Raw genomic sequence first — 26442 nt, 5'->3', positions numbered from 1 at the left:
AAAAAAGTCTACCAATTTAAAACACATAATACACTAAAAATACAAAAACACTATTTATAATTTATTTTCTAGGGTGAAATTTTAACAAAACATCAGCCAAAAACCGTTGATCGAGATGCACATAAATTTCGGTCGTAGTAATTGATTCGTGACCCAACATCATTTGAATAGAGCGCAAATCGGCACCATTTTCTAACAAATGTGTCGCAAAAGAATGCCGAAATGTATGCGGGCTTATTTTTTTGGTAATATTACATTGTACTGCCAATCTTTTGATTATCGTAAAAATCATCGCTCGGGTTAGTTGCGAGCCTCGTCGATTTAGGAAAACCGTATCTTCAAAACCCTTTTTAATAGTAATTTCCGAACGGACATACGAAATATAACGACGCACCATTTCTTGTGTGTTTTCGCCAATTGGCACAAAACGCTGTTTGTTACCTTTTCCCGTAATTTTCACAAAACCTTCTTCAAAAAAAAGATCTGAAATTTTTAAAGCAACCAATTCCGACACCCGCAATCCACAACTGTAAAGCACTTCTAAAATCACTTTATTTCGTTCGCCTTCGGGAGTACTCAAATCAATCGCAGCAATCAACGCATCAATTTCTTCAAGAGCAAGCGTATCGGGTAATTTTCTACCTAATTTGGGCGATTCTATAAGTTGCAACGGATTATCGTCACGGTAATCTTCGAAAATTAAAAAGCTGAAAAAACTTTTTAAACCCGATATAATTCGAGACTGCGAACGAGTTGCCACTGTTTTAGAAGTAGCGTAAATAAATTCCTGAATAGTAGTTTCGGAAATGGTAATCGGACTGACATCGATTTCATTGGTTTCTAAAAAAAGGTACAATTTTTCGATATCCAAAGAATAATTTTCGATAGTATTTTTACTTAAACCACGTTCAATTTTTAAATATGCCTGATATTCTTTTATATACCGATCCCAATTCATACACGCAAATTAAAGTTTTTTAGGGTTTTGAAATGTATAAAATTAAAAAACAAATTGAATGCTTTATTGATACTCCTTTTTAATATCTTTATTAAATAATGTGTAACAAAATTAAATGTCAACAGACTCATTATTTTAAACAAAATAACACTGTATGAAAAAAATAGTACTATCATTAGTGCTTGCTTTATCGCTTTTAAGCTGTAAAACAGGTTCTAGAAGCGGTAAATCTTCTTCAAAAGAAAACGTAAAAGTGGCAATTGACCTCAACACAATTACAGCTGATAAAGTTTTGGTAACCTTAATGCCACCAAAATTCACAACCGACGAAACCACATTTAGCATACCCAAAACCGTTCCCGGAACCTATTCTTCGGATAATTATGGTCGCTATATTGACGATTTAAAAGCTTTTGATGAAAAAGGAAATGCTTTAGAAGTGACCAAATCCGATGATAACAATTGGAAAATTAAAAAAGCAAAATCGTTGGCAAAAATCACCTATTGGGTAAATGATACTTTTGATACAGAAAGCGGAGAAGGTTTCGGAAAATCGGATATTTTCTCACCTGCTGGGACAAATATTTTAGACAAAACAAACTTTGTAGTAAACACGCATGGTTTTGTAGGTTATTTTGCTGAAAAATTGCACGTACCTTACGAAGTTACTATTTCGCATCCGGAAAACATTTGGGGAGCTACCTCTATGACCGACCTTGACGCTAGCAAAACCAACGATGTTTTTGATACTCCAAGATATGCTGTTTTAGTTGAAAACCCGATTATGTATGCTAAACCGAATTACACAACATTTAATGTAAACGGAATGGACATTCAAATTGCGGTTTACTCGCCAACTGGAAAAGTGACTGCGGAAAGCATTACTCCGGAAATGAAAAAAATGATGACCGCGCAAAAAAACTTTTTAGGCGACATCAACTCGACAAAAAAATACAGCGTTTTATTGTATTTATCAACTATGAAACCCGACGATGCCAAAGGTTTTGGAGCACTAGAACACCCTACCGCCACAACAGTTGTTTTACCTGAAATGTTGCCTCACGACGAACTTCAAAAATCAATGAAAGATGTGGTTTCGCATGAATTTTTCCATATTGTAACCCCACTTACAATCCATTCAAAAGAAATTCAAGATTTTGATTATAACGATCCTAAAATGTCGGAACATTTGTGGATGTACGAAGGTGTAACCGAATATTTTGCCAACCTATTTCAAATCAACCAAGGTTTAATTCCAGAAAGTGAATTTTACAGTCGAATTGCCGAAAAAATTGATGAAGCCAATACCATGAATGATACTATGTCGTTTACGACTATGAGTAAAAATGTTTTGGTGGAACCTTATAAAGATCAATACCTGAACGTATACCAAAAAGGAGCTTTAATCGGAATGTGTATTGACATAATTATTAGAGAAAAAAGCAATGGCGAAAGAGGAATTTTAGATCTTATGCATAAATTATCAAAAGAATATGGTGAAAACAAAGCTTTTGATGATGCTGAATTATTTGGTAAAATTACCCAATTAACATATCCCGAAGTGGGTGAATTCTTAAAAACGTACGTAGCCGGTACCACTCCTATTCCGTACAATACTTATTTAGCAAAAGTAGGTGTTACGCCAAGTTCTGAAAAAAAACCAGGAAACCCATTTTTAAAAGGGCAAGTTCCTTATATCACGATAAATCCTCAAAATAAAGCCATTACCGTTGTCCCAGATATCGAATTGAATACTTTTTTTACTAATTTAAATTTAAAAGGTGGCGATGAAATAGTGGAAATTAACGGTGTAAAATATTCTTTAGAAAACATATACGATTTGATTACTATTAGTCAAAGTTGGAAAGAAAACGACCCAATAACTGTAATCATCAACCGAAATGGAAAACCAGAAACAATTAAAGGAACCGTTAAATTACCTTATGAAGATTCAAATTCATTTCAAGCGACCGATGATAGTAAAAAAATGTTACGAGAAGCTTGGTTAAAAAAATAATCAGAAGACTTAAACCTTTCCCAATCCTTTAAAAGATTGGGATTTTTTTTAAAATTATATTTGCAGGTAGTAAGTTTTCAACAAATTTCTTTATTTTGCACGAAATTTAAAAAACAATGAAAAAAACAATTATTGCAGCTACAACTGTAATGCTCTTAGCCGCTTGTAGTAAAACGCCATCAAAAGACAATTTGCATTTGGTTGGCGATGTAAAAGGACTAAAAAAAGGAACATTATATATTCAGCGCGTGGTGGATACTAACTTGGTTGCAATAGATACGATTTCAATTGATGGCGACTCACATTTTGAAAGTGATATTCCATTAAAATCGCCCGAAGTTTTATATTTATTTTTAGACAGAGGTGTTACCAATTCTTTAGATAACAATATTTTATTTTTTGCCGAACCAGGCGAAATGACCTTAGAAACCAATTTAGATAATTTTTTGACAAGTGCTAAAATTACCGGTTCAAAAAATCAAGAATTATACGAAGAATTTAAAAAAGTAAATTCCCGTTTTATCGATGAGAATTTAACTTTACTCGAGAAAAAATTCAAGGCCATCAAATACCAAAGTCAAAAAGTGGTAGACAGTTTAACGGTTCGTCAAGAATCTAATATCAAAAGACGTTATTTGTATGCCACCAATTTTGCTTTAAATAATAAAGATTACGAAATTTCCCCCTACATTGCCTTATCTGAAATTTACGACATTAATATTAAATATTTGGATACGATACAAAAATCAATGTCACCTAAAGTAGCCAATTCGCTTTACGGAAAGCAACTCACCAAATACATAGCCGAAATAAAAAAGCAACAATAAGTCTTTTCAAACCTTAATAAAAGCGCACTTCAAAATAGTGCGCTTTTTTATTTTAAATTTATAAAAGAAATTATATCAAATAATTACATTGTAAAACAAAAAAACCATCACATTGCTGTGATGGTTTTTATTTGAGCCGATAGAGGGACTCGAACCCACGACCTGCTGATTACAAATCAGCTGCTCTAGCCAGCTGAGCTACATCGGCGTCTCATTACGGGTGCAAATATAAGTCTGTTTTTTAAAATTCCAAAAAAATATTGCACTTTTTTATCGCTTTTTTTGACTACAATTCGTTGATTTTAGCAATCAATTGATTTGCAGTTTCTTCCAATTCTACATTGATTTGTTTGAAATGTGCTTTTTTGTTTTCAACGTTTTTTTGATTCACTTTTGCAATCAAATTATCAAAAGCAACGATTGCTTCATCGATAATAGCATTAGTTTCCGGAGTAGGATTACCTGTTGTAGAAAGCTCAAATAAGTAAACTGCCTCTATAATATCACCCAACACAAAATTGATATCTTTCTTTAAGTTTTTAACGTTTGCCATTTTTATATGTATTTAAATTTTTCGAGTGCAAAAGTACGCATTATCTTTCGATTAGCACTTATGAAATATAAATTTCTAAAATTGAAGCGTTTCCATTCAATTTCAATTCCGAAATTTGAGCGGGTAGTAAAACCGTATCTCCCTTTTTATATTCATACCGCTGCTCGTTAATTTCTATTGAGAATGATCCTTCTACACACATATATACCGTAAAACTATCGGTATTTTTTTGCACCTTTTTAGCGCCATCTAGCGGAATAAAATTGGTCGTAAAATATGGACAATCAACCATATTATTTGATTGATTAACGTGAATATCGTATTTTTTCTGAGTTTGAACCTTTTTATAATTAATAGCATCTAAGGCTAAATCAACATGCAATTCGCGTGTATTACCATTAGCATCTTTTCTATCAAAATCATACAAACGATAGGTAATATCTGATGTTTGCTGAATTTCAGCAATAACCAGACCGGCACCTATAGCATGCACAGTCCCCGTTTCAAGAAAAAAAACATCGCCTACTTTGGCTTCTACAGTATCTAAAATAGAAAGCAAGGTTTTGTTTTCTAAGTGTTCCAAATATTCTTCTTTATTGGAATCCTCTTTGAAACCTACTATAATTCGCGCACCAGTATCGGCTTGCATGACATACCACATCTCGGTTTTTCCAAATGAATTGTGCCTTTTTTGAGCCAGTTCATCGTTAGGATGTACTTGAATAGACAAATCTTCACGAGCATCTAAAAATTTAAATAACAACGGAAATTGCTTACCAAATTTTTTAAAAACTTGTGTTCCTAAAATTTTTTCGGGAAATTGATCTATTAATTCAGTAAGAGATTGGCCTTGAAAAGCTCCTTTCTCCACGACACTTATATCGCCTGGAACGGTAGAAATTTCCCAACTTTCGCCTGTAGTAGCTGATGGGATTGGTTTGTTGAATTGTGTTTTTAATTTTTGACCGCCCCAAATTCGGTCTTTTAAAATAGGGTTGAATTGTAATGGATAAAATGGTACGTTCATGTTCGTAGTATTGCTTTGGTTACATCCAATTTCTAAACTCGTTAATTTGAAATCAAGATACTAATTCTTTTACAGTATCCAAAGCTTTTTCTATGTGTTTTTGCGCGTTCAAACCATCAAATATTAGAATGATTACGCCATTTTTATCGGCTACATACGTCACCCGACCTGGAATTAACCCCAATAACCGATTGTATACCCCAAATAATTTACGAAGTTTTTTATCCTCATCAGATAATAAAATAAAAGGAAGTTGGTGTTTTTTGGCAAATTTCTGATGTGATTTAACACTATCACTACTAATACCAATTACTTCGGCTCCTAAGTCTTTAAAATCCTCGTAAGCATCCCTAAAAGAACAGGCCTCTGTGGTACAACCCGGCGTATTATCTTTAGGGTAAAAATAAATCACTAAAGGTTTTCGGCCCACTATATTTTTACTTTCAAACCACTCCCCTTTAGTATCTTTCGCAATAAAATTGGGTACTATATCTCCTATTTTCAATGCCATTTATTCTCCTTTATAGGTTACAAAATTCCGTGCAGTTTCAAATAAAACTATTTCTAAATCAAAATCGGCTTTTAACCTGTTTTTGACTTTATTCCAAATTACATAAGCAATATGTTCGGCTGTGGGATTGAGGTTTTCAAATTCGGCCACATCAAGATTCAAATTTTTATGATCAAAAGGCAGTTCTACTTCTTCGTATAAAATGGTAGCCAATTCTTTAACATCCATCACAAAACCGGTTTCAGGATCCACCATTCCAGTTACACTCGAAATCAATTCATAATTATGTCCATGATAATTTGGATTATTACACTTTCCAAAAACAGCTTCATTTTTTTCAAAAGACCAATCCTTTCGATACAAACGATGTGCAGCATTAAAATGAGTCTTACGTGACAGAGTAACTTTCATAATTCGGATTCTTTTAAAGCTTGTGTTCTTCTAGATAATGATAAAATTCGTCAAAAATAATTTTAAACCAAACCGTGTACATTTCGGGTTTTTTCTCTAAATCGGCTTTAATATCCTCAATCTTCATCCATTTCCAAGACTCTACTTCTTCGGTATTAATCACCGGTTCTGAATTGTAATAGCCAATCATAACATGATCCAACTCATGCTCGGTTAAACCGTTATCGAAAGGCGCTTTGTATATAAAATGGAACAATTCTTTCAATTCGGTTTTAAAACCCATTTCCTCAAACAATCGTCTTTGACCTGCTTCCAAATTACTTTCACCCTCACGTTGGTGACTACAACATGTATTTGTCCAAAGTAAAGGCGAATGGTATTTTTGATGCGCGCGTTGTTGTAACATTATTTCGTTTTTATCATTTAAAATAAAAACAGAAAAAGCGCGATGTAACAGTGCTTTTTCGTGCGCTTCTAGCTTGGGCATGAGACCAATTGGCTCGTCGTTGGTGTTAACTAGAATTACTTTTTCTTCTATCATAATCATAATTGTACTTAACAAAAATACGAAAAAAGAAGCTTCTATAAAGTCAATTTAAAGTTTGTGATAAGTTTAACTTAGCCCTTTAATACCGTTTTTAGGGTTTTACTTAACTTTCAATTCACCAATTATCAACTCCTTAAAAGAGTATTAAATCACCCGATAAACTAATATGAAATCGAAATTTTCTTTACTGTTTTTTTTAACTTTTGTAATAACTTTCGCTTTTCAAGCTTGTGGTCAAAAAAAAGATAAAACCATAAAAACAACGACTGCAAATGTTATTTCAAAGCCAAATAACCCGTACTATTCTAATACGGATACCTCTAAAATCAACATTCCGAATTCGGAATGGAAGAAAGTATTACCTGCTGATGTGTATGCAGTGATGCGTGAGGCAGATACCGAACGGCCTTTTACAGGAAAATATTGGGATGCCGATACAAAAGGAACCTATTACTGTGCTTCGTGCGGAAACTTACTTTTTAAATCGACAGCAAAATTTGCGAGCAGCTGTGGGTGGCCCAGTTTTTTTGAACAAGAAAACAAAAAAAGCATCGTTTTTCGGGAAGACAATTCAATTGGCATGGAACGAATTGAAGCTTTATGCGGAAGATGCGGCGGTCATTTAGGTCATTTGTTTGATGACGGGCCAAAACCAACCGGAAAACGATATTGCATGAATTCAATCGCACTCGATTTTATACCAGACAAAATGTAAACCAATGAAAAAATCTATATTATTTTTAATTTTGTTAATAACTGCTAGCGCTTGTGCCCAAGGCAAAACAGAAAAAGAAAACAAAACAACAGAAAAAAAATTCTCAACCATCACGCTGGGAGGCGGTTGCTATTGGTGTGTAGAAGCCCTTTACGAAGATTTGATTGGGGTAAAATCGGTAGTTGCTGGTTTTGCCGGCGGACAAACTGCCAACCCGACTTACGAAGAAGTTTGTACCGGCACCACCGGACATGCCGAAGTAGTTCAAATTAAGTACGATGAATCAAAAATAAGTCTCGAGGAAATTTTGAAAGTTTTTTTTACTGTTCACGATCCGACTACACTAAACCGACAAGGAGCCGATATAGGAACTCAATACCGATCAATTATTTTGTACAGCAATGCGACTCAAAAAAAAACAGCTGAAAACATAATCACCGAGTTAACCAAAGCAAAAGCATTTCAGAATGCAATCACCACACAAGTAGTGCCCCTCACCAAGTTTTATATTGCCGAAGACTATCATCAAGATTATTTCAAAAACAACCCGAATCAGCCTTATTGCCGAATGGTGATTCAGCCTAAAATGGATAAATTTGAAAAAATATTTAAAGACAAAATAAAAAAAGATTGAATTCCTAAATTAGAATTCAATCTTTTTTTACAGAAGAATAATTCTCCTAGTGAGTTACTTCTAACGTATAAAATTTCATGTTAGCAAAAGAGCCAACTTCTTCACTTTGTAAGTTACAACCCACAGTGAAATAATTATCAAAATTATTCCATTTTTGGTAGTTAATACCTGAATATTCTTTGGTTTCTCTTTTATTAAGTGTCACCTCCATTTTACCGTCTGTAATTTCAATTTCAAACGTAAATTTATCTTGATCTACTTTATCTTTAAAAGTATAGCCATCGTCATCTTCCCAAGAATCTTCTCTATAAATATCATTTCCAACAACACCATTTTTAAGTTTTTTTGAGCGCAATTTGATATATCCATTATCCCAATAAACTTTCAAAATGGCAGGCGCATCATTATCGCTGGCTCCAATTAAATTAGCTTGGTCGTCCGAAATTCTGCCACCAATTTGTACAAAAATCACTCGCGGATTTTTATCGTTCTTTTTAGAAATATCACCCATTCGAGCAACAATTTTCAATTTTGCACCCTCTTTAAATGTCCACCCAATATCACTTCCAAATGAATTTTGTTCTTTCAACTCGGTTTTGGTATAAGGCCTCTTTGATTTAATTGAAGGAAAAGAATAAAACACTAATGACTTATCATTCAGATCATTAAACATATACTTCTGAATATCCTTATCATTAGCGTAGTCTAATAATTTGGGTGCTTTAAAGGTTTTGGTTGAACCTTCTGGAATAGATAATTTCCATAAAGACAAATCGATTTTAGGTGTTTTTTGAGCATGCACTAATCCCATGCATAATGTCAGTAAAAAACACCAACAGATGTTCATTTTTTTCATTGTAGGTTACTTTAAAAGGTTAATTAAGTTGTTTTTGAAAAACTTAAAAAAGGGTAAAAATAAAATTGCATATATATTATACCGAAATACAAACAATCCATTTTTACCATTTTTATGGAGCTTTATTTGGTTTCAAATATATATTTTTTGAGAATAATTAAAAAAACTATCCGATTATTTTTAAAATTAAATAATAAAAACACAATAAAAAACAAATAACGAAATAAATATCACAAAAATGATAGGAGTTTTAAATCTAAAATTACGATATTACCAATGAAATCGATTACATAGAATAGCGCAAATGAAATTATAAGAGTATAACAGGATAAATTAGGTATCAAAATCAGCAATTAATATCCTAAAGAGCTGTTTTTTTTTTAAATAAGGGAGTATATTTTTTACTTTAATGCTGCTGCAACCATTAAAGCACACTTTTCGCCATCTATAGCTGCCGAAATAATTCCACCAGCATAACCCGCTCCCTCCCCACAAGGATAAAGGCCTTTAATTTGAAGATGCTCGAGCGTAACCGAATCTCGTGGAATGCGAACTGGTGACGAAGTTCTGCTCTCTGGTCCATGCAAAACCGCTTCATTCGTTAAATAACCTTTCATCGATTTACCGAAATCAGTAAACCCTTGTCGCAATATTTGAGTCAAAAAACCAGGAAAAACAGCACCTAATTCTACCGAAGTAGTTCCAGGAACATAGGATGTTTTAGGAATTTCAGCAGATACTTTTCCTTTTGTAAAGTCAATCATTTTTTGCGCAGGTACACATTGGCTATTTTGCGATTCGAGATTATCAAAAGAACCGCCTGCTACATGCCATGCTTTTTGTTCAATACTTTTTTGAAAAGCCATTCCTGCTAACGGACCATATTTTGCGAAAGGTTTAAAATCTTCTAGTTTTAATTCCACCACAATCCCCGAATTAGCCGTAGCTTGATCGCGTTTAGAGGGCGACCATCCATTGGTAACCACCTCGCCCGGACTTGTAGCACAGGGAGCGATGACACCCCCGGGACACATACAAAAAGAGTACATGCCACGACCATTTACTTGCTTTACTATAGAATAAGGGGCGGGAGGCAAAAACGCCCCACGGTAATCACAACTATATTGTATTTGATCAATTAAAGCTTGAGGATGCTCGGCTCGTACTCCTAAGGCAAAAGGTTTGGCTTCGATCAAAATATCTTTAGCGTGTAACATTTCAAAAACATCACGAGCAGAATGTCCTGTAGCCAAAATCAATTTATTAGCTTCAATAACATCGCCATTTTGTGTCAGCACTCCTTGCACTTCGTTATTTTTCAACAGAATATCAACTACTCTGGTATCAAACAAAACTTGTCCACCAAACTCCTTGATTTTTTCACGAATATCTTCTATAATTTGGGGTAATTTATTAGTCCCAATATGCGGATGGGCATCCACTAAAATATCGGGATTTGCTCCAAAAGCAACCAATAACTCTAAAATCCGTGTAACATCGCCCCGTTTTTTAGAGCGAGTATACAATTTCCCATCGGAATAAGTTCCTGCGCCACCTTCGCCAAAACAATAATTAGAGTCTTCGTTTACAATATGATCCCGATTAATTGCCTTTAAATCACGTCTTCTTCCTCGCACATCTTTTCCTCTTTCAACCACTATCGGACGTAGGCCCAATTCTATCAATTGTAAAGCAGCAAACAAACCTGCAGGACCAGCTCCTACTACAATGACCGCTTGTTTTTCAGCTACATCTTTATATTCGGGTAATTTAATTTTATGTGTCTCAAAAGATTCACCATTTACGTAAACATTAACTTTAAGGTTTATTTTTACGCTTTTTTGTCGTGCATCAATAGAACGCTTTACAATCACTACATGCGCAATATCAGCTGTAGCTAAATTCATTTTTTTTGATATGTTTGCTTTTAACAAAGCAGTATCGGCAGCAGTTTCAGGCGAAACTTGTAGTAAAATCTCTTTTGGCATGCCACAAAGTTAAAAAAAGTTCTGCTAGGTTAAACCATTTTAAAAAACACAAATTTTCAAAAAATAAATGTTTTTATAACACTAACTACATAACATAAAACGTAATTTATTATGTATTTTTTTACTTAAATCACTATTTTTGTATATCAAATTGAAAAAATATGCAAAAAAATTGGATATTAAATTTTATAAACTATATTTGTGTAATCGATTACACTTTAATTTTAACCATCAAAACATAAAAAACAATGACCCAAACCAATAAATCCGTTGGAAATTATCGCTGGACAATTTGTGCAATGCTTTTTTTTGCCACTACCATTAACTACCTTGATCGTCAGGTACTTTCGCTTACATGGAGCGACTTTATAGCACCTGAATTTCATTGGACGAATAATGATTATGGTAACATCACCGCTTTATTTTCAATATTTTACGCCGTATCACTTTTGTTCGCTGGAAAATTTGTAGATTGGATGGATACCAAAAAAGGATTTCTTTGGGCAATTGGAATTTGGTCATTGGGAGCGTGTTTACATGCTTTTTGTGGAATTGCAACAGCCGGAATCATAACTGGTAATTGGTTCGTAGGTTTTGAAGGAGCCAAAGAAGCCATTAGCACCGTTGAAGACACCGCTTTGATTATTAACGTAAGTGTTACCCTATTCATTTTTGCTCGTTTTGTTTTAGCGGTAGGTGAAGCAGGAAACTTTCCCGCTGCTATTAAAACAACAGCCGAATATTTTCCTAAAAAAGACCGCGCTTTTTCTACAAGTATTTTCAACGCTGGCGCCACTGTAGGTGCCTTAGCTGCCCCGATCACCATTCCGTTTATTGCAGAATCTTTTGGATGGGAAATGGCTTTTATCATAATTGGTGCATTAGGTTTTATCTGGATGGGATTTTGGATTTTCATTTATGAAAAACCAGAAAAACACAAAAGAGTAAGTACATCTGAATTAGAATACATCCAACAAGATATTTTAGCCGACAGTAAAATGGAAGGTTATGTTGCCGAAACCGCTACTAAAGTTTCGTTAGTAGATTGTTTTAAATACAAACAAACATGGGCATTTGCTTTTGGTAAATTCATGACGGATGGCGTTTGGTGGTTTTTCTTATTTTGGACACCTGCATATTTAAGTTCCGTTTACGGAATGGATTCTACGCAAGCCGCCTTCCCTCTTTTTGTATTATACATGATTACATTATTATCTATCATTGGAGGATGGTTACCAACTTATTTTGTTGACAAAAAAGGAATGAATCCGTATGAAGGAAGAATGAAAGCCATGTTGATTTTTGCATTTTTCCCATTATTAGCCTTGGTTGCTCAACCTTTAGGTCATATTTCCTATTGGCTACCTGTTATCATCATTGGTATCGCAGGAGCGGCTCACCAAGCTTGGTCGGCCAATATTTTTACAACAGTTGGGGATATGTTCCCGAAAAAAGCCATTGCTACCATTACCGGAATTGGAGGATTAGCTGGAGGTATCGGATCGACAGTAATTAACAAAGGCTCTGGAATGTTATTTGATTATTCTAAAGAAAGCAACATGCTCTTTATGGGATTTGAAGGAATTGAAGCCGGTTATTTCATTATATTTTCTATCTGTGCCGTTTGTTATTTAATCGGATGGTCGGTAATGAAATCATTAGTTCCTAAATACGCACCAATTACCGACTTGTAAAAAAATCGGTAATTTTTTGGCTAAAATTAAAAATAAACAGTAATAAATATTTAAAAAATCATACAAATTAAGCTAACTATAATTAACCAAAACCAACCAACCACAAAATGACCATTAATACATCAAGTTCAATAGGCAAATACCGTTGGACTATTTGTAGTCTGCTTTTTTTTGCTACTACAGTAAATTATTTAGACCGAAATGTCATTAGCTATATACGCCCTTATTTAGCTGAAGCATTTAATTGGACACCTGAACAAGAGGTAATTGATTATTCGAATATCGAAGTAGCTTTTAAAATCGCCTATGCTTTTGGGATGTTAGTGGCAGGTGGAATCATTGACAAACTGGGAACCAAAATAGGTTACGCCTTAGCAACAGGATTATGGAGTTTAGCTGCAATTGCGCACGCTATTGCAACCGGAACTGGAGGATTTATTATTGCCCGTATCTTTTTAGGAGTAACAGAAGCTGGGAATTTTCCTGCTGCCATAAAAGCAACTTCCGAATGGTTTCCTCAAAAAGAGAGAGCATTGGCAACCGGTATTTTTAATTCAGGGAGTAACATTGGTGCAATTATCGTACCTTTGACAGTACCTCAAATTGCTGAAAAATTTGGTTGGCAATGGGCATTCATCCTAACAGGAATCGTTGGATTCGTTTGGCTAATTTTATGGTTTGTTTTATATGAAGTTCCAGAAAAGCAAAAAAGACTTTCAGCAGCTGAATTACAATATATAAACGCTGACCAAACACCAAAAAATGAAGAAAAAATAGAGGACAAGGAGAAAATAAGTTGGTTACAACTACTATCATTCAAACAGACTTGGGCTTTTGCCATTGGAAAATTATTAACAGACCCTATTTGGTGGTTTTATTTATTCTGGTTACCAGATTTCTTAATGAAAGAATACAAATTATCTGCAACTGAGATTATTTGGCCAAGCGCATTAGTATATACTATTGCGAGTTTAGGAAGTATCGGAGGCGGGTGGCTTCCATTAAGATTGATGAACAATAACTGGTCAGCCTATAAAGCTAGAAAAACAAGCATGTTATTGTATGCATTTGCCGTTGTTCCTGTAATATTTGCTCAATACTTAGGAAAAACAAACATTTGGTTAGCCATTTTAGTAATTGGATTAGCAACATCAGCGCATCAAGCTTGGAGTGCTAATATCTTTACAACTGTTTCGGACATGTTTCCTAAAAAAGCAACAGCATCAGTAACAGGAATAGGAGGAATGTTTGGAGCACTTGGTGGAATTTTATTAACCTTATTAATTCAAAAAAATATGTTTGTTTATTACACTAAGATAGGTCAAATTGAAACCGGATATTTTATAATGTTTTGCATTTGCGGGTTTTCGTATCTGTTAGCATGGTTCATAATGCACCTATTGGTACCGAAAATGAAAAAAGTAGAATTATAAACGGTTAAATTCAATCTAAATTAACAACATATTCTGACATCGTTAAGTTATACTAAAAGAATATCGCTAAAGGTATTTGAAATATCATATTAAAAGAATTACATTTGTGCAATCGATTACACTAAATTACAAATTATGACAAAATACAGTTCAAGATACGCTTCAAGCCCTGAGGCTGTAAAGAAATACGACACCAAAGAATTAAGAGATGAATTCTTAATTGACAACTTGATGGAAGTAGACGAAATCGTTTTTACCTACTCTCATTATGATAGATATATTACGGGTTCTGCTGTTCCTGTAAAAGGGGATTTAGTTCTAGAAACTATTGATCCACTTAAAGCGCCTTACTTTTTAGAGCGTAGAGAAATGGGCATCATTAATGTTGGTGGAAATGGTTCTGTAGTCGTTGAAGGAACTGCTTATGAATTGGGATTTAAAGATGCTTTATATATTGGAGCTGGTAATAAAGAAGTAATTTTCAAAAGTGCTGATGCTCAAAATCCTGCGAAATTTTACATTAACTCCGCACCTGCTCACACCACTTACCCAACTACAAAAGTAAGTTTGGCCGAAGCAAACAAATTGCACTTAGGAGCAATGGAAACTGCTAATCACCGTACGGTAAACCAAATGATTATTGGTAGCGTAGTTACTACTTGCCAATTACAAATGGGAATGACAGAATTGAAACCAGGAAGTGTTTGGAACACGATGCCTGCTCACGTACATGACCGTAGAATGGAAGTATATTTCTACTTAGATATTCCAGAAAACCAAGCGGTTTGCCATTTCATGGGACAACCACAAGAAACCAGACATATTTGGATGAACAATCACCAAGCGGTTATTTCCCCACCATGGTCGATTCACTCGGGATCAGGAACTAGTAACTATACTTTTATCTGGGGTATGGCTGGTGAAAATTTAGATTATGGAGACATGGATGTTTGTAAAATAACCGATTTAAGATAAGAAAATGACAAACTTATTTGATATAAAAGGAAAAGTTGCCTTAATCACAGGAAGTACTCACGGATTGGGAATGGCAATGGCTAAAGGTTTGGGTGAAGCGGGCGCTACGATTGTGGTAAACGGAAATTCATCACAACAAAAAATTGACGATGCAGTACAATTACTAAAAAGTGAAGGCATTAACGCCGTTGGTTATAAATTCAATGTAACCGAAGAAAAAGAAGTAATAGAAGCTGTTCGAAAAATCGAATCAGAAGTAGGACCAATCGATATCTTAATTAACAACGCCGGAATCATCAAACGTATTCCGATGTTAGAAATGGAAGTTGCCGATTTTAGAGAAGTAGTGGATATCGACTTAGTAAGTCCTTTCATCGTTTCTAAGCATGTGGCCAAAGGAATGATTGAAAGACGTCAAGGAAAAATAATCAACATCTGCTCGATGATGAGCGAATTAGGCAGAAGCACAGTTTCGGCTTATGCAGCTGCCAAAGGTGGTTTAAAAATGTTAACTAAAAACATGGCTACCGAATGGGCCAAATACAATGTTCAAATTAACGGAATTGGCCCTGGTTATTTCGCTACAGAACAAACCAAACCTATTCGTGTTGACGGACATCCTTTTAACGATTTTATCATCGGAAGAACACCGGCAGCAAAATGGGGAGATCCTAGTGATTTAGCTGGTGCGGCTATCTTTTTATCTTCAAAAGCCAGTGATTTTGTAAACGGTCATATTTTATATGTTGACGGCGGAATATTGGCCACTATAGGAAAACCAGCAAACGAAGAATAATTTTAGTACAACATAATGAGCACAAAATCTTTTATACACGATAATTTTTTATTAGAAAACAAATACGCTGAAGAATTATACCACAATTACTCTAAAATTCAGCCTATTATCGATTATCATAACCACTTGTCTCCACAACATATTGCCGACAATACTGTTTTTGATAACATTACCAAAGTTTGGATCAATGGCGACCACTATAAATGGAGAGCCATGCGTACTTTAGGTGTAAACGAACAATTTATCACCGGAAATGGTTCGGATAAAGAAAAGTTTTTAAACTGGGCCAAAACAGTTCCGTACACCATGCGTAACCCATTATACCATTGGACGCATTTAGAGTTAGCTCGTTATTTTGGAATTACAGAGTTATTAAACGAAAAATCGGCAGAAAGAATTTACGAAGAAGCTTCGGCTAAAGTAAACTCAGCCGAATACAGTACACAAAATTTATTGCGCAAAGTAAACGCTTCTTACGTTTGTACTACTGAAGATCCTATTGACACTTTGGAACACCACCAAAAATTAGCAAAAAGTGACTTCGAAATTAAAGTTGGAACTGCTTTCCGTCCGGATAAAGCGATTTTAATCAATAATGATGGTTATAATGCTTATGTAGATACTTTAGGGCAAGTTTCAGGAATCGAAATTAGTACGTATGCTGACTTATGTGCAGCGCTTCGTAATCGTATCGAGTTTTTCAACCAAAATGATTGTAAAATTTGTGACCACGGTCTAGATCAAATCTATTTTGAAAATTACACTGAAAGTGAAGTAGTAGCTATCTTTAAAAAGAAAAGAGAAAACGGAACTTTAAGTAACGAAGAAGCATTGAAATTCCAAAGTGCTATTTTAGTTTACTTATGTGAAACCTATCACGAATTTGGATGGGTACAACAATTTCACTTAGGTGCCTTACGTAACAATAATGCTCGTATGCACCGTATTTTAGGACCTGACACAGGATGGGATTCTATTGGAGATTATCCTCAGGCTCAAAAATTATCAGCTTTCTTGAATGCTTTAGACAGTAATGATAAATTGACAAAAACTATTATTTACAACTTAAACCCTGCCGATAACGAGGTTATGGCTACTATGATTGGAAACTTTAACGACGGAAGCGTTAAAGGAAAAGTACAATTTGGTTCAGGTTGGTGGTTTTTAGATCAAAAAGACGGAATGATCAAACAAATGAATGCCCTTTCAAACATGGGATTAATTAGTTGTTTTGTTGGAATGTTAACCGATTCAAGAAGTTTCTTATCATTCCCAAGACACGAATATTTCCGCCGTATTCTTTGTAATTTATTAGGAGATGAAATCCAAAGAGGCGAATTACCTAATGATATGGAGTGGATTGGAAAAATGGTAGCCGACATCAGCTACTTTAATGCTAAAGAATATTTTAACTTATAAAATTAGTATCTAAAAAGAATAGATTTTAGATCCTTAGTACAAAAAAAAGATGAAAAAATTAAACCGTGAAAATACAGGAACAACTGAAAAATTACCTGTAAAAGTGATACAATTTGGAGAAGGAAACTTCTTAAGAGCTTTTGTTGATTACGCTTTTCAAAGATTAAACAATGAAGTAGATTTCAATGCCGGTATTGCAATGGTCCAACCATTAGCAGGTGGTATGGTAAACATGATTAACGACCAAGATGGTCTTTATACCTTGTTTATGAACGGAATCAAAAAAGGAGAAAAAATTCAAGATATTCAGTTAATCACGAATGTGGTAAAAGGAATTAATCCTTATACTGATTTTGCAGATTATTTAGCTTTGGCTAAAGAAGAAGAATTGCAATTTATTGTTTCAAACACTACTGAAGCTGGAATTGAATTCGTTGCCACAGATACTCCAGATATGCAGCCTCCAACTTCATTCCCTGCAAAATTAACGGTTTTATTACACGAAAGATTCAAACATTTTAATGGAGATGCTTCTAAAGGGGTTACTATTATTCCTTGCGAATTAATTGATTACAATTCAGAAGCCTTAAAAAAATGCATCTTACAATATTGTGAATTATGGAAATTAGAGGACGCATTCGTAAAATGGGTTTCTGATGCTTGTACGTATCACAGTACTTTGGTGGACAGAATTGTTCCAGGATATCCAAGAGCCGAAATTGAAGATTACAACAGCAAATTGGACTACGAAGATAATTTAATTGTAGCTGCTGAACCTTTCTTCCTTTGGGCAATTGAAGGTGGAGAAGATTTAAAAGCGAAGTTACCCTTTCACAAAACAGATTTGAATGTAAAAATTGTTGACGATATTCGTCCGTTCAAAATGATTAAAGTTCGTATTTTGAATGGCGCACATACCGCAATGGTTCCGGTTTCGCTTTTATTTGGCAATAAATTAGTAATGGAAACCGTTAATGGTGATTTTACGGGGCCATTTGTTGACAATGTTATCAGTGAAATTAGTGAAACGCTTCCAATGGATAAAAACGAAATCACGGCTTATGCTGAAGAAGTAATGGATCGTTTTAAAAATCCATTTATCAAACATGCTTTGGCTGATATTGCTTTAAATTCTATTTCAAAATTCAAAGTAAGAGTTTTACCTAGTTTATTAGGCTATTATAATGCAAAAAAAGAACTTCCAACTAGCTTAACTTTTTCATTAGCATGTTTAATTCAATTCTATAAAGGAACTTGGAATAATGAAGCTTTACCAGTAAAAGATACTCCAGAATTAGTTGAAGCTTTCAAAAAAGCTTGGGAAATAGGTGACTTAGATAAAGTTGTCACTTCAGTTTTAGCAAATACTGATTTTTGGGGCGAAGATTTAAATAAAGTTGACGGACTATCACAAGCCTTAGTGCTTGCCTTAAATGAAATTGAGACCAATGGTATAGAACAAGGTTTTATCAATTTTTCAGAAAAAAATAAATAAAAAAAAATCAAGTTACTACAATGCAAAAAAAATTAATAAAAGTAAACCCTACAGACAATGTAGCTGTTGCGCTAGTCAATTTAGTAGCTGGCGAAACGATTGCATTTGAAGGAGAAGACATTTTAGTATTATCCGATACTAAAATGAAGCATAAAATTGCTATGGTTGACTTTGCTGAAGGCGATAAAATCATCATGTATGGTGTTATCGTAGGTAAAGCGAGTCAAACAATTGCAAAGGGAGATGTAATAGGTACTTTTAATGTGAAACACCAAAGTGCTAAAGTTACTGGTAAAACCGAAACCATTGGTTGGGATATCCCAAATGTGGATCGTTGGAAAGACAGAACATTTATGGGTTATCACCGTGAAGACGGACAAGTTGGTACAGAAAATGTTTGGTTGTTTTTTCCATTGGTTTTTTGTGAAAACAGAAACATCGAAATTTTGAAAGGAATTTTCGAAAAGGAACTAAAAAAACCAAGAGAAACCGACTACCAATTATTACTTCGTTCGTTAGTAAATTCTGAAAAAGGTGGCGACGATGCTGTTGCCAAATCAGAAGAAGTAGATTTGTTCGAAAATATCGAAGTAAAATTCATCCAACACCAAGGTGGTTGTGGTGGTATCCGTCAGGATTCTCATAGTTTGGCTAAATTATTAGCGGGTTATGTAAACAATCCAAATGTGGCTGGAGCTACAGTATTGAGTTTAGGTTGCCAAAACTTGCAGATTTCCATTTTCGAAGATGCTATGAAAGCAATCAATCCTAAGTTCAGCAAGCCCGTTTTGATTTACGACCAACAACAAATTGGAACTATCGAAAAAATGCTAACTACCGTGGTGAAAGATTCTTTTGAAGCCATTAAAGAAGCAAATAAAATAGTAAGAAAACCAGCGCCTCTTTCTAAATTAAGAATTGGTTTAGAGTGTGGTGGATCAGATGGTTTCTCTGGAATTTCGGCAAACCCAACTTTAGGCGTTTTATCAGACAACTTGGTAGCTTTAGGAGGAACTACTATTCTTTCTGAATTCCCAGAATTGTGTGGTGTTGAACAAGAATTAGTAAACCGTTGTATTGATGATAAAGACGGTGAGCGTTTCTTAGATTTAATGAAATGGTATGAAAAAACGGTTGTTGATGCAGGTTCAGGATTTGATATGAATCCTTCTCCAGGTAACATCAAAGACGGTTTGATAACCGATGCCATGAAATCAGCAGGAGCCGCTAAAAAAGGAGGAACTTCTCCAATTGTAGGCGTTTATGATTACGGCGAATACATCAATGAATCTGGATTTACTTTATTATGTACACCTGGTAACGACGTTGAATGCACCACTGCAATGGTAGGTTCTGGAGCGAATATGGTATTATTTACAACAGGTTTAGGAACTCCAACAGGAAACCCGATTGCACCTGTGGTAAAAATATCTTCTAACACACAATTGGCACAAAAGATGCCAGATATTATTGATTTTAATACCGGAGAAATTATTACGGGAGAAAAATCAATTAATGAAACTGCTGATGAAATGTTAGAATTCATCATTGATGTAGCGAGTGGTAATGTAAAAACCAAAGCGGCCATCTTAAATCAGAATGATTTCATTCCATGGAAACGTGGGGTATCATTATAAATTAGTTTTTTGAGTTTTTTAGAAAAAAAGGGGTGTGAAGCAATTCACACCCTTTTTTGATTCTATTATTTTCGTCCTGATGATTTCCGAATTTGTAACACCGGACTTAACACCATTTTTTTCTCAATTTTCACACCACTTTTATTGTTGATTTGCTCCAGAAAAACTTCAGCTGCAACTTTACCCATCTCAAGTGCGGCCTGATCTACAGACGAAATACTCAATTCCATAAATTTCGTAAAAGGCTCATTTCCAAAACCTACTACACAAACATCGTCTGGAATACTTTTTCCGCTGGCTTTTAATTCTTGAATTGCGCCCAAAGCAGCAAAATCACTCGAAGAAAAAATAGCATCCGGAGCTTGATCCAAAAGCAATAATTTCTTAACAGCCAAAGCCCCCTCTTCTACCTTACTTTTAGTAAAAATTACATAGTCTTGATTAACTTTCATGTCATTATCCAATAATGCTTGCGAATAGCCTTTAAAACGATTTTCATAAATCTCTAAAGACTGATCGCCAGATAAGTGGGCAATAAATCGACAACCTTGATCAATCAAATGCTGTGTGGCCATATAACCCGCTTTATAATCATCAATAGTTACCGAACTTACCCCATCAATATTTTTACGTCTATCAAAAAAGATTAGTGGAATATTATTATCCGTAATTCTTTTTAAAATTTTTTCGTTTTCTTTTGATTTGTTTGTAATCGATATGATGATACCATCCACTTGAGCGTTAAGTAAAGTGTTCAAATTTTCAATTTCACGTTCCTCATCTTCATGCGTTTGGCAAATGATAACATTGTATTTCATAGCCTGCAAAACTTCCTCAATACCCCTTATGGTCGAACCAAAAAAGTTACTATCCACACGCGGAACAATAACGCCCACGTTATTGCTTCTTCCGCTTCGTAATGCCTGTGCCAATTGATTTTGCTTGTAATTCATTTGATTGGCCGTTTCCATAACCAATTTCCGAGTTGTTTCACTAATCTTAGCATTATTATTCAAAGCCCTAGAAACCGTAGCTGCAGTTATATTTAATTTTTTGGCAATGTCGTAAATGGTCACTTTTTCGTTCATTCTCTTTAAAGGGCTTAAAATTTTATAGATGGTTGACAAAAATAAGATAATTTTTATAATACTGACTATCTTAATGTTATCGATTACACTACTGTTAAAATATTTTTAAAAATATCGCAGTAAATGCCATATTAGAACAAAATAAGCTGGAACATTTAATAATTTTTAACAATAATTTTAAATTATTTGCAAAAAAAACAAATAAAAAAAACATTAAATAAAATTTTCTGACAAAAAAGTTGCCTATAAGATTTATTACATATAACTTTGGGCAATCGATTACATACTCAGCGCACATGATTTTATTCAAAAAAAATAATACGGTTTTATGCTTAACATTCCTTTTTATGTTAAACGTTTCCTTGCACGCGCAAGTTTCTGATTTGGCTTGGAAGAAAAGCAAAACCATTTTGACCAACATCAAGCAAACCTCATTTAAAAATAAAACCTATAATATTTTAGACTTCGGCGCACAGCCAATAGCAAAACAAGATAACACGCAAGCAATAACTAAAGCCATAAACACTTGCTCCAAAAATGGTGGCGGAAAAGTGATTATTCCAAAAGGTAAATTCTTCACTGGGCCTATTCATCTTGATAATAATGTAAATCTGCATTTAGAAGAGGGCGCCGAATTGGCTTTTAGCACGAATTCAAAGGATTATCCAATAGTCCAAACTTCTTTTGAAGGAACGGAATGCATGAATTATTCCCCACTGATTTATGCATTCCAAAAAACCAATATTGCCGTTACCGGAAAAGGAACTTTAAACGGTCAAGCTTCGGAAGACAATTGGTGGAAATGGGTAGGAAAAGACCACAAATCAATTCCAGGCGAACCAAGTCAAAACGATCCAGAAAACAGAGACCGCTTGGTTAGCATAGCAGAAGAAAACATTCCGGTATCGAAAAGAATATTTGGAGAAAATCATTATTTACGCCCGAATTTCGTAGAATTCTTTGAATGCAATACGGCTTTGATTGAAGGCATTACAATTACAAATGCCCCTTTTTGGATTATTCACCCCATGAAATCAAAAAACATTACCATTGATGGCGTAACAGTTGCGAGTCACGGTCCAAATAACGATGGTTGCGATCCGGAATACTGCGAAAATGTATGGATAAAAAACTGCACATTCAACACAGGCGATGACTGCATTGCGATTAAATCAGGTCGCGATGGAGATGGCAGAAGAGTAAACATGCCAAGTAAAAACATCTTAATCCAAAATTGTAAAATGATAGATGGTCACGGAGGTGTTGTAATTGGAAGCGAAATTTCGGGCGGTGTAAATAATGTTTTTGTTGAAAATTGCACTATGGACAGCCCCAATTTAGATAGAGCTATTCGCATCAAAACCAACTCAAAAAGAGGCGGCGTTATTGAAAACATCTTCGTTAGAAATTGCGAAGTAGGAACCGTAAAAGAATGTGTTTTAAAACTCAATATGTTCTATGCTATCTACGGCGACCAATCGGGTTCTTTCATCCCAACTATACGTAACATTTATTTAGAAAACATCAAAGTCAAAAATGGTGGAAAATATGCCATTCTTGCTAACGGATACGAAGAATCACCCATAGAAAATGTGGGCTTTAAAAACGTTACGATCGATAAAGTTGAAAATGATTTTTCATTAAAAAACGTCAAAAATTTACAAATAACCAATACCACTATTAACGGAAAAAAAATAGAGAATCAATAATAAATTATACTATTAACCATTAAAACCAAACTATGAATTTTAAAAACCAATTGAAAAGTAGGTTGAAATACAATTATGTATTTTACACTTTCCTTTGTCTTTTGTTGGGTGTACAGGCAAACGCACAATCGGGACAAGGAATTACCATTTCGGGTAAAGTAACCGATGCGTCGGGATTAGCTTTACCAGGTGTAAACGTTATCGAAAAAGGCACAACCAATGGTGCCTCTAGTGATTTTGAAGGAAGTTACAAAATCACAGTAAGCAACAAAAACGCCACGTTGGTGTTTTCGTATCTTGGATTTAAAAACCAAGAAATTGCCCTTGGAGGCAAAACCAACATTTCCGTAACCTTAGCTGAAGAGTCAAACGCTTTAAATGAAGTAGTAGTTGTAGGATATGGTACAGTAAAAAAATCAGATGTAACTGGAGCTGTTAGCACCATTAAACCTGAGGCCATTACAGAACGAAATGTAGTAAATCCTTTAGAAGCTATTCAAGGTAGCACACCTGGGGTTCAAATTTCATCCAGTTCAGGACGTTCGGGAGATGGATACAAAATGGTGATTCGTGGTAACAACTCGCTTTTACAAGGGTCTGGCCCTCTATATGTTGTAGATGGAGTACCAACCGACAACATCGACTTTTTGAATCCGCAAGACATTGCACGTATGGACGTTTTAAAAGATGCGTCTTCGGCAGCTATTTACGGATCTAGAGGAGCGAGTGGAGTTGTAATTATTGCTACTAAAAGTGGAACATCAGCAAAAGCAGGCATGAACGTTTCTTTCGAAACTTCTTATGGTACCAAAACAGCAGCACGTTTGCCTGAAATGATGAGCGGAGATCAATGGTGGTTGTTTCACCAAACAGCTTATTTATCAGCTAATCCTACTACCCAAACACCTGCAAATTTAGCTTCGTTAGCAGGAAATCAAAGCCCATTATTAGTATCAAGAGCCAACAGTGGCTATAATTTTGATTGGTACGATGCGGTTTTAAAAAACGGTATGACCGCTAATAATTATATCAATTTATCTGGACGCGCTGAAAACGGATTGAGCTATAACATGGCTTTTGGTATTCAAAGTGATAAAGGATTAATTGATAACGATTCAACAGATAAGTATAATTTTAAATTAGGTGTAAACCACAGAATCAATGACAAATTTTCTACAGGTGCTAATATTACTGTAGCAAGAGTGGAAACACAATTAGGTAGTGATTTGGCTATGCAAGACGCTTTCCGTTTTAGCCCACTTTTATCTCCCTATGCAGTTGATGCAAATGGTAATGAAACCAAAGACTTATTTTTTCAACCAGGAAAATTAACTTATCCTGACGGAAGTTGGGCAATCAACAAAACCAGTACTGTAAATCCTTTAATGGAAATCGCTAACTCATCTCAAACAAGAAATTACTGGCAAACGATCGGAAATGTATATTTCCAATACCAAATTTTAGATTGGATGTCATTTAAAACCAACTTCTCAACAGGTGTTTTAAATAGTGCAGAAGAAAAAGCGTATGGAGCTCAAACAAATGCAGGGGTAGCGTTAAGTAATAAAAATTCGGCTTCAATAAAAAACATTGAAAACTTCAATTATACGTGGGACAATCAAATCGACATTAAACACACTTTTAATGACGTTCATGATTTTAGCGCATTATTATTACAAAGTGTTTACTCAAACAGAGATAAAAACGCATACATGTATTCTAACAACCAACCATTTGATGTTGGAACAAACAATATGGGATCTGGAGTACAAACTAGTTACCAAATGACTTCGTTTTACTCTAAAAACACCTTAAGTTCTTATGCCGTTCGTTTAAACTATGGTTATAAAGACAAATATTTAATTACGGCTTCTACACGTTGGGATGGCTCTTCAGTACTTTCTGAAGATAACAAATGGGCAAGTTTCCCATCTGTAGCGGTAGGTTGGAATATTAGCAAAGAATCATTCTTAGCCAATAGCAACGCAGTATCTAATTTAAAATTACGTGCTAGTTTTGGTTACACTGGTAATGATAACGTAGCAGCTTATACTACACAAGCATTGTTAGACCAACAAACTTTTATTGCAAATGGTGCAAACATGGTAGCAGGATGGCGCTCAAAAAACTTAGCGAACCAAGCCTTAACTTGGGAAAAAACACGTGAGTTTAACGTGGGGCTTGATTTCGGATTCTTATCAAATAGAATTTCGGGTAGTGTAGATGTATACGACCGTTTATCAGACAAATTGATTTATGAGCAAAAATTACCGTATGAAACCGGCTGGGATAAAACATTTGCCAACGTAGGATCGGTAAGCAATAAAGGTATTGAGGTGGCCTTAACCACTAAAAACATCAAAACAAATTTAGTAGACTGGGAAACAAGTTTCACTTTTACTAAAAACACCAATAGATTAGAGTCTATTTACAACCAAGACCAAGTAAGTGATATCGGAAATAAGTTAATATTAGGTTCTGAATTAAATCCAAACTACAATTATGTTTTTGATGGCGTTTGGCAAGAAAGTCAAGCAGCTGAAGCAGCATCTTACGGAATGGCTCCTGGACAAGCAAAACCAAAAGATTTAAATGGTGACGGAAAATTCAATGCCGATGATAGAACAGTTATCGGAAATGCAAATCCAGATTGGCAAGGAAGTATTTACTCTAAGTTAAGAGTAGGACAATTTGACTTGAATTTCTCGATTTTAGCAAGTGAAGGCCAAACGGTTTTAAGTACTTTCCACCAAAATTTTGCCGATGTAAGCGACCGTGGTCGTCAAAAAATTGCAATGGACTTTTTTATTCCAACCAACAGTGCTGGTTTAACAGCTAATGCTTCAAATACCAATCCTAGACCAGGTCCAGTAGCTACAGGTGCAGGAACGTTTTGGAGTTCTGGATTTGGGTATTACAGAGAGGTTTCTTATGTAAAAATTAAAAATATTTCATTAGGCTACACATTTAATGCTGACTTATTAGACAAATTAAAAATGAGTAACTTAAGAATCTATGTAAATGTTTTAGATCCTTTTGTATTTACTGATTTTGATGGATATGACCCAGAGTGGGCTGGAGCTGCATTCGGAATTAACAGACCGGCATCAGTAACAACTCAATTAGGATTAAGTGTTAAATTTTAATAAAAA

Annotated in this window: 22 protein-coding genes and 1 tRNA gene; 13 read left to right on the top strand and 10 right to left on the bottom strand. The window is 34.8% G+C overall.

Features of this window, described 5'->3' with window-relative positions:
• Positions 1-61: 61 nt before the first annotated feature.
• Positions 62-958, bottom strand: a complete 897-nt coding sequence (gene xerD / locus I5M07_RS13145; protein ID WP_200106908.1) for a site-specific tyrosine recombinase XerD — start codon at positions 956-958, stop codon at positions 62-64.
• Positions 959-1112: 154 nt separating this feature from the next.
• Between xerD and I5M07_RS13140 the strand changes: the two genes are divergently transcribed.
• A complete protein-coding gene (locus I5M07_RS13140; RefSeq protein WP_200106907.1) occupies positions 1113-2975 on the top strand; it encodes a M61 family metallopeptidase in 1863 nt (620 codons plus the stop codon).
• A 116-nt stretch (positions 2976-3091) separates the two neighbouring features.
• Positions 3092-3802, top strand: a complete 711-nt coding sequence (locus I5M07_RS13135) for a DUF4369 domain-containing protein (protein WP_200106906.1) — start codon at positions 3092-3094, stop codon at positions 3800-3802.
• A gap of 134 nt (positions 3803-3936) precedes the next feature.
• On the opposite strand, the gene I5M07_RS13130 is transcribed toward I5M07_RS13135, so the two are convergent.
• The 6 genes from I5M07_RS13130 to idi all read right to left on the bottom strand — a co-directional run bounded on the left by I5M07_RS13130 (position 3937) and on the right by idi (position 6845).
• Positions 3937-4010 (bottom strand) — tRNA-Thr (locus I5M07_RS13130).
• A 78-nt stretch (positions 4011-4088) separates the two neighbouring features.
• Positions 4089-4355, bottom strand: a complete 267-nt coding sequence (locus tag I5M07_RS13125; protein WP_200106905.1) for a hypothetical protein — start codon at positions 4353-4355, stop codon at positions 4089-4091.
• Positions 4356-4413: 58 nt separating this feature from the next.
• Positions 4414-5382: a type I phosphomannose isomerase catalytic subunit gene (locus I5M07_RS13120; RefSeq protein ID WP_200106904.1), complete on the bottom strand. Its 969-nt coding sequence runs from the start codon at positions 5380-5382 to the stop codon at positions 4414-4416.
• A gap of 52 nt (positions 5383-5434) precedes the next feature.
• A complete protein-coding gene (locus I5M07_RS13115; RefSeq protein WP_200106903.1) occupies positions 5435-5893 on the bottom strand; it encodes a peroxiredoxin in 459 nt (152 codons plus the stop codon).
• Positions 5894-6304, bottom strand: coding sequence for a 6-carboxytetrahydropterin synthase (locus I5M07_RS13110; protein ID WP_200106902.1), 411 nt, complete (start codon positions 6302-6304; stop codon positions 5894-5896).
• 13 nt (positions 6305-6317) lie between these two features.
• Positions 6318-6845 (bottom strand): isopentenyl-diphosphate Delta-isomerase, encoded by a 528-nt coding sequence (idi, locus tag I5M07_RS13105; protein WP_200106901.1) that lies wholly within the window; start codon positions 6843-6845, stop codon positions 6318-6320.
• Positions 6846-7017: 172 nt separating this feature from the next.
• On the opposite strand from idi, the gene msrB reads away from it, so the two are divergent.
• Together msrB and msrA are read left to right on the top strand one after the other, a co-directional pair.
• Entirely contained in the window at positions 7018-7566 is a 549-nt protein-coding gene (gene msrB / locus I5M07_RS13100; RefSeq protein WP_200106900.1) for a peptide-methionine (R)-S-oxide reductase MsrB, read from the top strand.
• 4 nt (positions 7567-7570) lie between these two features.
• Positions 7571-8200: a peptide-methionine (S)-S-oxide reductase MsrA gene (msrA, locus tag I5M07_RS13095; protein ID WP_200106899.1), complete on the top strand. Its 630-nt coding sequence runs from the start codon at positions 7571-7573 to the stop codon at positions 8198-8200.
• A 46-nt stretch (positions 8201-8246) separates the two neighbouring features.
• On the opposite strand, the gene I5M07_RS13090 is transcribed toward msrA, so the two are convergent.
• Together I5M07_RS13090 and I5M07_RS13085 are read right to left on the bottom strand one after the other, a co-directional pair.
• Complete coding sequence (locus I5M07_RS13090) at positions 8247-9056, bottom strand: polysaccharide lyase family 7 protein (RefSeq protein ID WP_200106898.1); 810 nt, start codon at positions 9054-9056, stop codon at positions 8247-8249.
• 401 nt (positions 9057-9457) lie between these two features.
• Complete coding sequence (locus I5M07_RS13085; RefSeq protein ID WP_200106897.1) at positions 9458-11044, bottom strand: NAD(P)/FAD-dependent oxidoreductase; 1587 nt, start codon at positions 11042-11044, stop codon at positions 9458-9460.
• A 248-nt stretch (positions 11045-11292) separates the two neighbouring features.
• Here I5M07_RS13085 and I5M07_RS13080 point away from each other — a divergent pair, with 248 nt between their 5' ends.
• From I5M07_RS13080 to I5M07_RS13050, 7 genes are all read left to right on the top strand, one after another.
• Positions 11293-12738, top strand: a complete 1446-nt coding sequence (locus tag I5M07_RS13080; RefSeq protein ID WP_200106896.1) for an MFS transporter — start codon at positions 11293-11295, stop codon at positions 12736-12738.
• A gap of 107 nt (positions 12739-12845) precedes the next feature.
• Complete coding sequence (locus I5M07_RS13075; RefSeq protein ID WP_200106895.1) at positions 12846-14171, top strand: MFS transporter; 1326 nt, start codon at positions 12846-12848, stop codon at positions 14169-14171.
• A gap of 135 nt (positions 14172-14306) precedes the next feature.
• Entirely contained in the window at positions 14307-15146 is an 840-nt protein-coding gene (gene kduI / locus I5M07_RS13070; protein ID WP_200106894.1) for a 5-dehydro-4-deoxy-D-glucuronate isomerase, read from the top strand.
• A 4-nt stretch (positions 15147-15150) separates the two neighbouring features.
• Positions 15151-15942: a gluconate 5-dehydrogenase gene (locus I5M07_RS13065; RefSeq protein ID WP_200106893.1), complete on the top strand. Its 792-nt coding sequence runs from the start codon at positions 15151-15153 to the stop codon at positions 15940-15942.
• Between the two features lie 15 nt (positions 15943-15957).
• A complete protein-coding gene (gene uxaC / locus I5M07_RS13060; RefSeq protein WP_200106892.1) occupies positions 15958-17361 on the top strand; it encodes a glucuronate isomerase in 1404 nt (467 codons plus the stop codon).
• Positions 17362-17410: 49 nt separating this feature from the next.
• Positions 17411-18856, top strand: a complete 1446-nt coding sequence (locus tag I5M07_RS13055) for a tagaturonate reductase (protein WP_200106891.1) — start codon at positions 17411-17413, stop codon at positions 18854-18856.
• A gap of 20 nt (positions 18857-18876) precedes the next feature.
• Complete coding sequence (locus I5M07_RS13050) at positions 18877-20493, top strand: UxaA family hydrolase (protein ID WP_200106890.1); 1617 nt, start codon at positions 18877-18879, stop codon at positions 20491-20493.
• Between the two features lie 65 nt (positions 20494-20558).
• On the opposite strand, the gene I5M07_RS13045 is transcribed toward I5M07_RS13050, so the two are convergent.
• Positions 20559-21581, bottom strand: coding sequence for a LacI family DNA-binding transcriptional regulator (locus I5M07_RS13045; protein ID WP_200106889.1), 1023 nt, complete (start codon positions 21579-21581; stop codon positions 20559-20561).
• Positions 21582-21928: 347 nt separating this feature from the next.
• On the opposite strand from I5M07_RS13045, the gene I5M07_RS13040 reads away from it, so the two are divergent.
• Both I5M07_RS13040 and I5M07_RS13035 read left to right on the top strand, forming a co-directional pair.
• Positions 21929-23290: a glycoside hydrolase family 28 protein gene (locus I5M07_RS13040; protein ID WP_233622066.1), complete on the top strand. Its 1362-nt coding sequence runs from the start codon at positions 21929-21931 to the stop codon at positions 23288-23290.
• Between the two features lie 32 nt (positions 23291-23322).
• Entirely contained in the window at positions 23323-26436 is a 3114-nt protein-coding gene (locus I5M07_RS13035) for a SusC/RagA family TonB-linked outer membrane protein (RefSeq protein ID WP_200106887.1), read from the top strand.
• Positions 26437-26442 lie beyond the last annotated feature (6 nt).

Origin of the sequence: Flavobacterium agrisoli (assembly GCF_016522065.1) — a bacterium.
GTDB lineage: Bacteria > Bacteroidota > Bacteroidia > Flavobacteriales > Flavobacteriaceae > Flavobacterium > Flavobacterium agrisoli.
Note: the sequence above shows the minus strand (reverse complement) of the source record. Positions and strands in the feature narration are given on the sequence as shown.

Coding starts and splice junctions, on each gene's coding strand:
- I5M07_RS13055 (WP_200106891.1), top strand. CDS start 17,411: ATGAAAAAATTAAACCGTGAAAATACAGGAACAACTGAAAAATTACCT.
- I5M07_RS13075 (WP_200106895.1), top strand. CDS start 12,846: ATGACCATTAATACATCAAGTTCAATAGGCAAATACCGTTGGACTATT.
- kduI (WP_200106894.1), top strand. CDS start 14,307: ATGACAAAATACAGTTCAAGATACGCTTCAAGCCCTGAGGCTGTAAAG.
- xerD (WP_200106908.1), bottom strand. CDS start 958: ATGAATTGGGATCGGTATATAAAAGAATATCAGGCATATTTAAAAATT.
- I5M07_RS13050 (WP_200106890.1), top strand. CDS start 18,877: ATGCAAAAAAAATTAATAAAAGTAAACCCTACAGACAATGTAGCTGTT.
- I5M07_RS13125 (WP_200106905.1), bottom strand. CDS start 4,355: ATGGCAAACGTTAAAAACTTAAAGAAAGATATCAATTTTGTGTTGGGT.
- I5M07_RS13045 (WP_200106889.1), bottom strand. CDS start 21,581: ATGAACGAAAAAGTGACCATTTACGACATTGCCAAAAAATTAAATATA.
- I5M07_RS13040 (WP_233622066.1), top strand. CDS start 21,929: ATGTTAAACGTTTCCTTGCACGCGCAAGTTTCTGATTTGGCTTGGAAG.
- I5M07_RS13115 (WP_200106903.1), bottom strand. CDS start 5,893: ATGGCATTGAAAATAGGAGATATAGTACCCAATTTTATTGCGAAAGAT.
- uxaC (WP_200106892.1), top strand. CDS start 15,958: ATGAGCACAAAATCTTTTATACACGATAATTTTTTATTAGAAAACAAA.
- I5M07_RS13065 (WP_200106893.1), top strand. CDS start 15,151: ATGACAAACTTATTTGATATAAAAGGAAAAGTTGCCTTAATCACAGGA.
- I5M07_RS13080 (WP_200106896.1), top strand. CDS start 11,293: ATGACCCAAACCAATAAATCCGTTGGAAATTATCGCTGGACAATTTGT.
- I5M07_RS13110 (WP_200106902.1), bottom strand. CDS start 6,304: ATGAAAGTTACTCTGTCACGTAAGACTCATTTTAATGCTGCACATCGT.
- msrA (WP_200106899.1), top strand. CDS start 7,571: ATGAAAAAATCTATATTATTTTTAATTTTGTTAATAACTGCTAGCGCT.
- I5M07_RS13140 (WP_200106907.1), top strand. CDS start 1,113: ATGAAAAAAATAGTACTATCATTAGTGCTTGCTTTATCGCTTTTAAGC.
- I5M07_RS13085 (WP_200106897.1), bottom strand. CDS start 11,044: ATGCCAAAAGAGATTTTACTACAAGTTTCGCCTGAAACTGCTGCCGAT.
- I5M07_RS13035 (WP_200106887.1), top strand. CDS start 23,323: ATGAATTTTAAAAACCAATTGAAAAGTAGGTTGAAATACAATTATGTA.
- idi (WP_200106901.1), bottom strand. CDS start 6,845: ATGATAGAAGAAAAAGTAATTCTAGTTAACACCAACGACGAGCCAATT.
- I5M07_RS13120 (WP_200106904.1), bottom strand. CDS start 5,382: ATGAACGTACCATTTTATCCATTACAATTCAACCCTATTTTAAAAGAC.
- I5M07_RS13090 (WP_200106898.1), bottom strand. CDS start 9,056: ATGAAAAAAATGAACATCTGTTGGTGTTTTTTACTGACATTATGCATG.
- msrB (WP_200106900.1), top strand. CDS start 7,018: ATGAAATCGAAATTTTCTTTACTGTTTTTTTTAACTTTTGTAATAACT.
- I5M07_RS13135 (WP_200106906.1), top strand. CDS start 3,092: ATGAAAAAAACAATTATTGCAGCTACAACTGTAATGCTCTTAGCCGCT.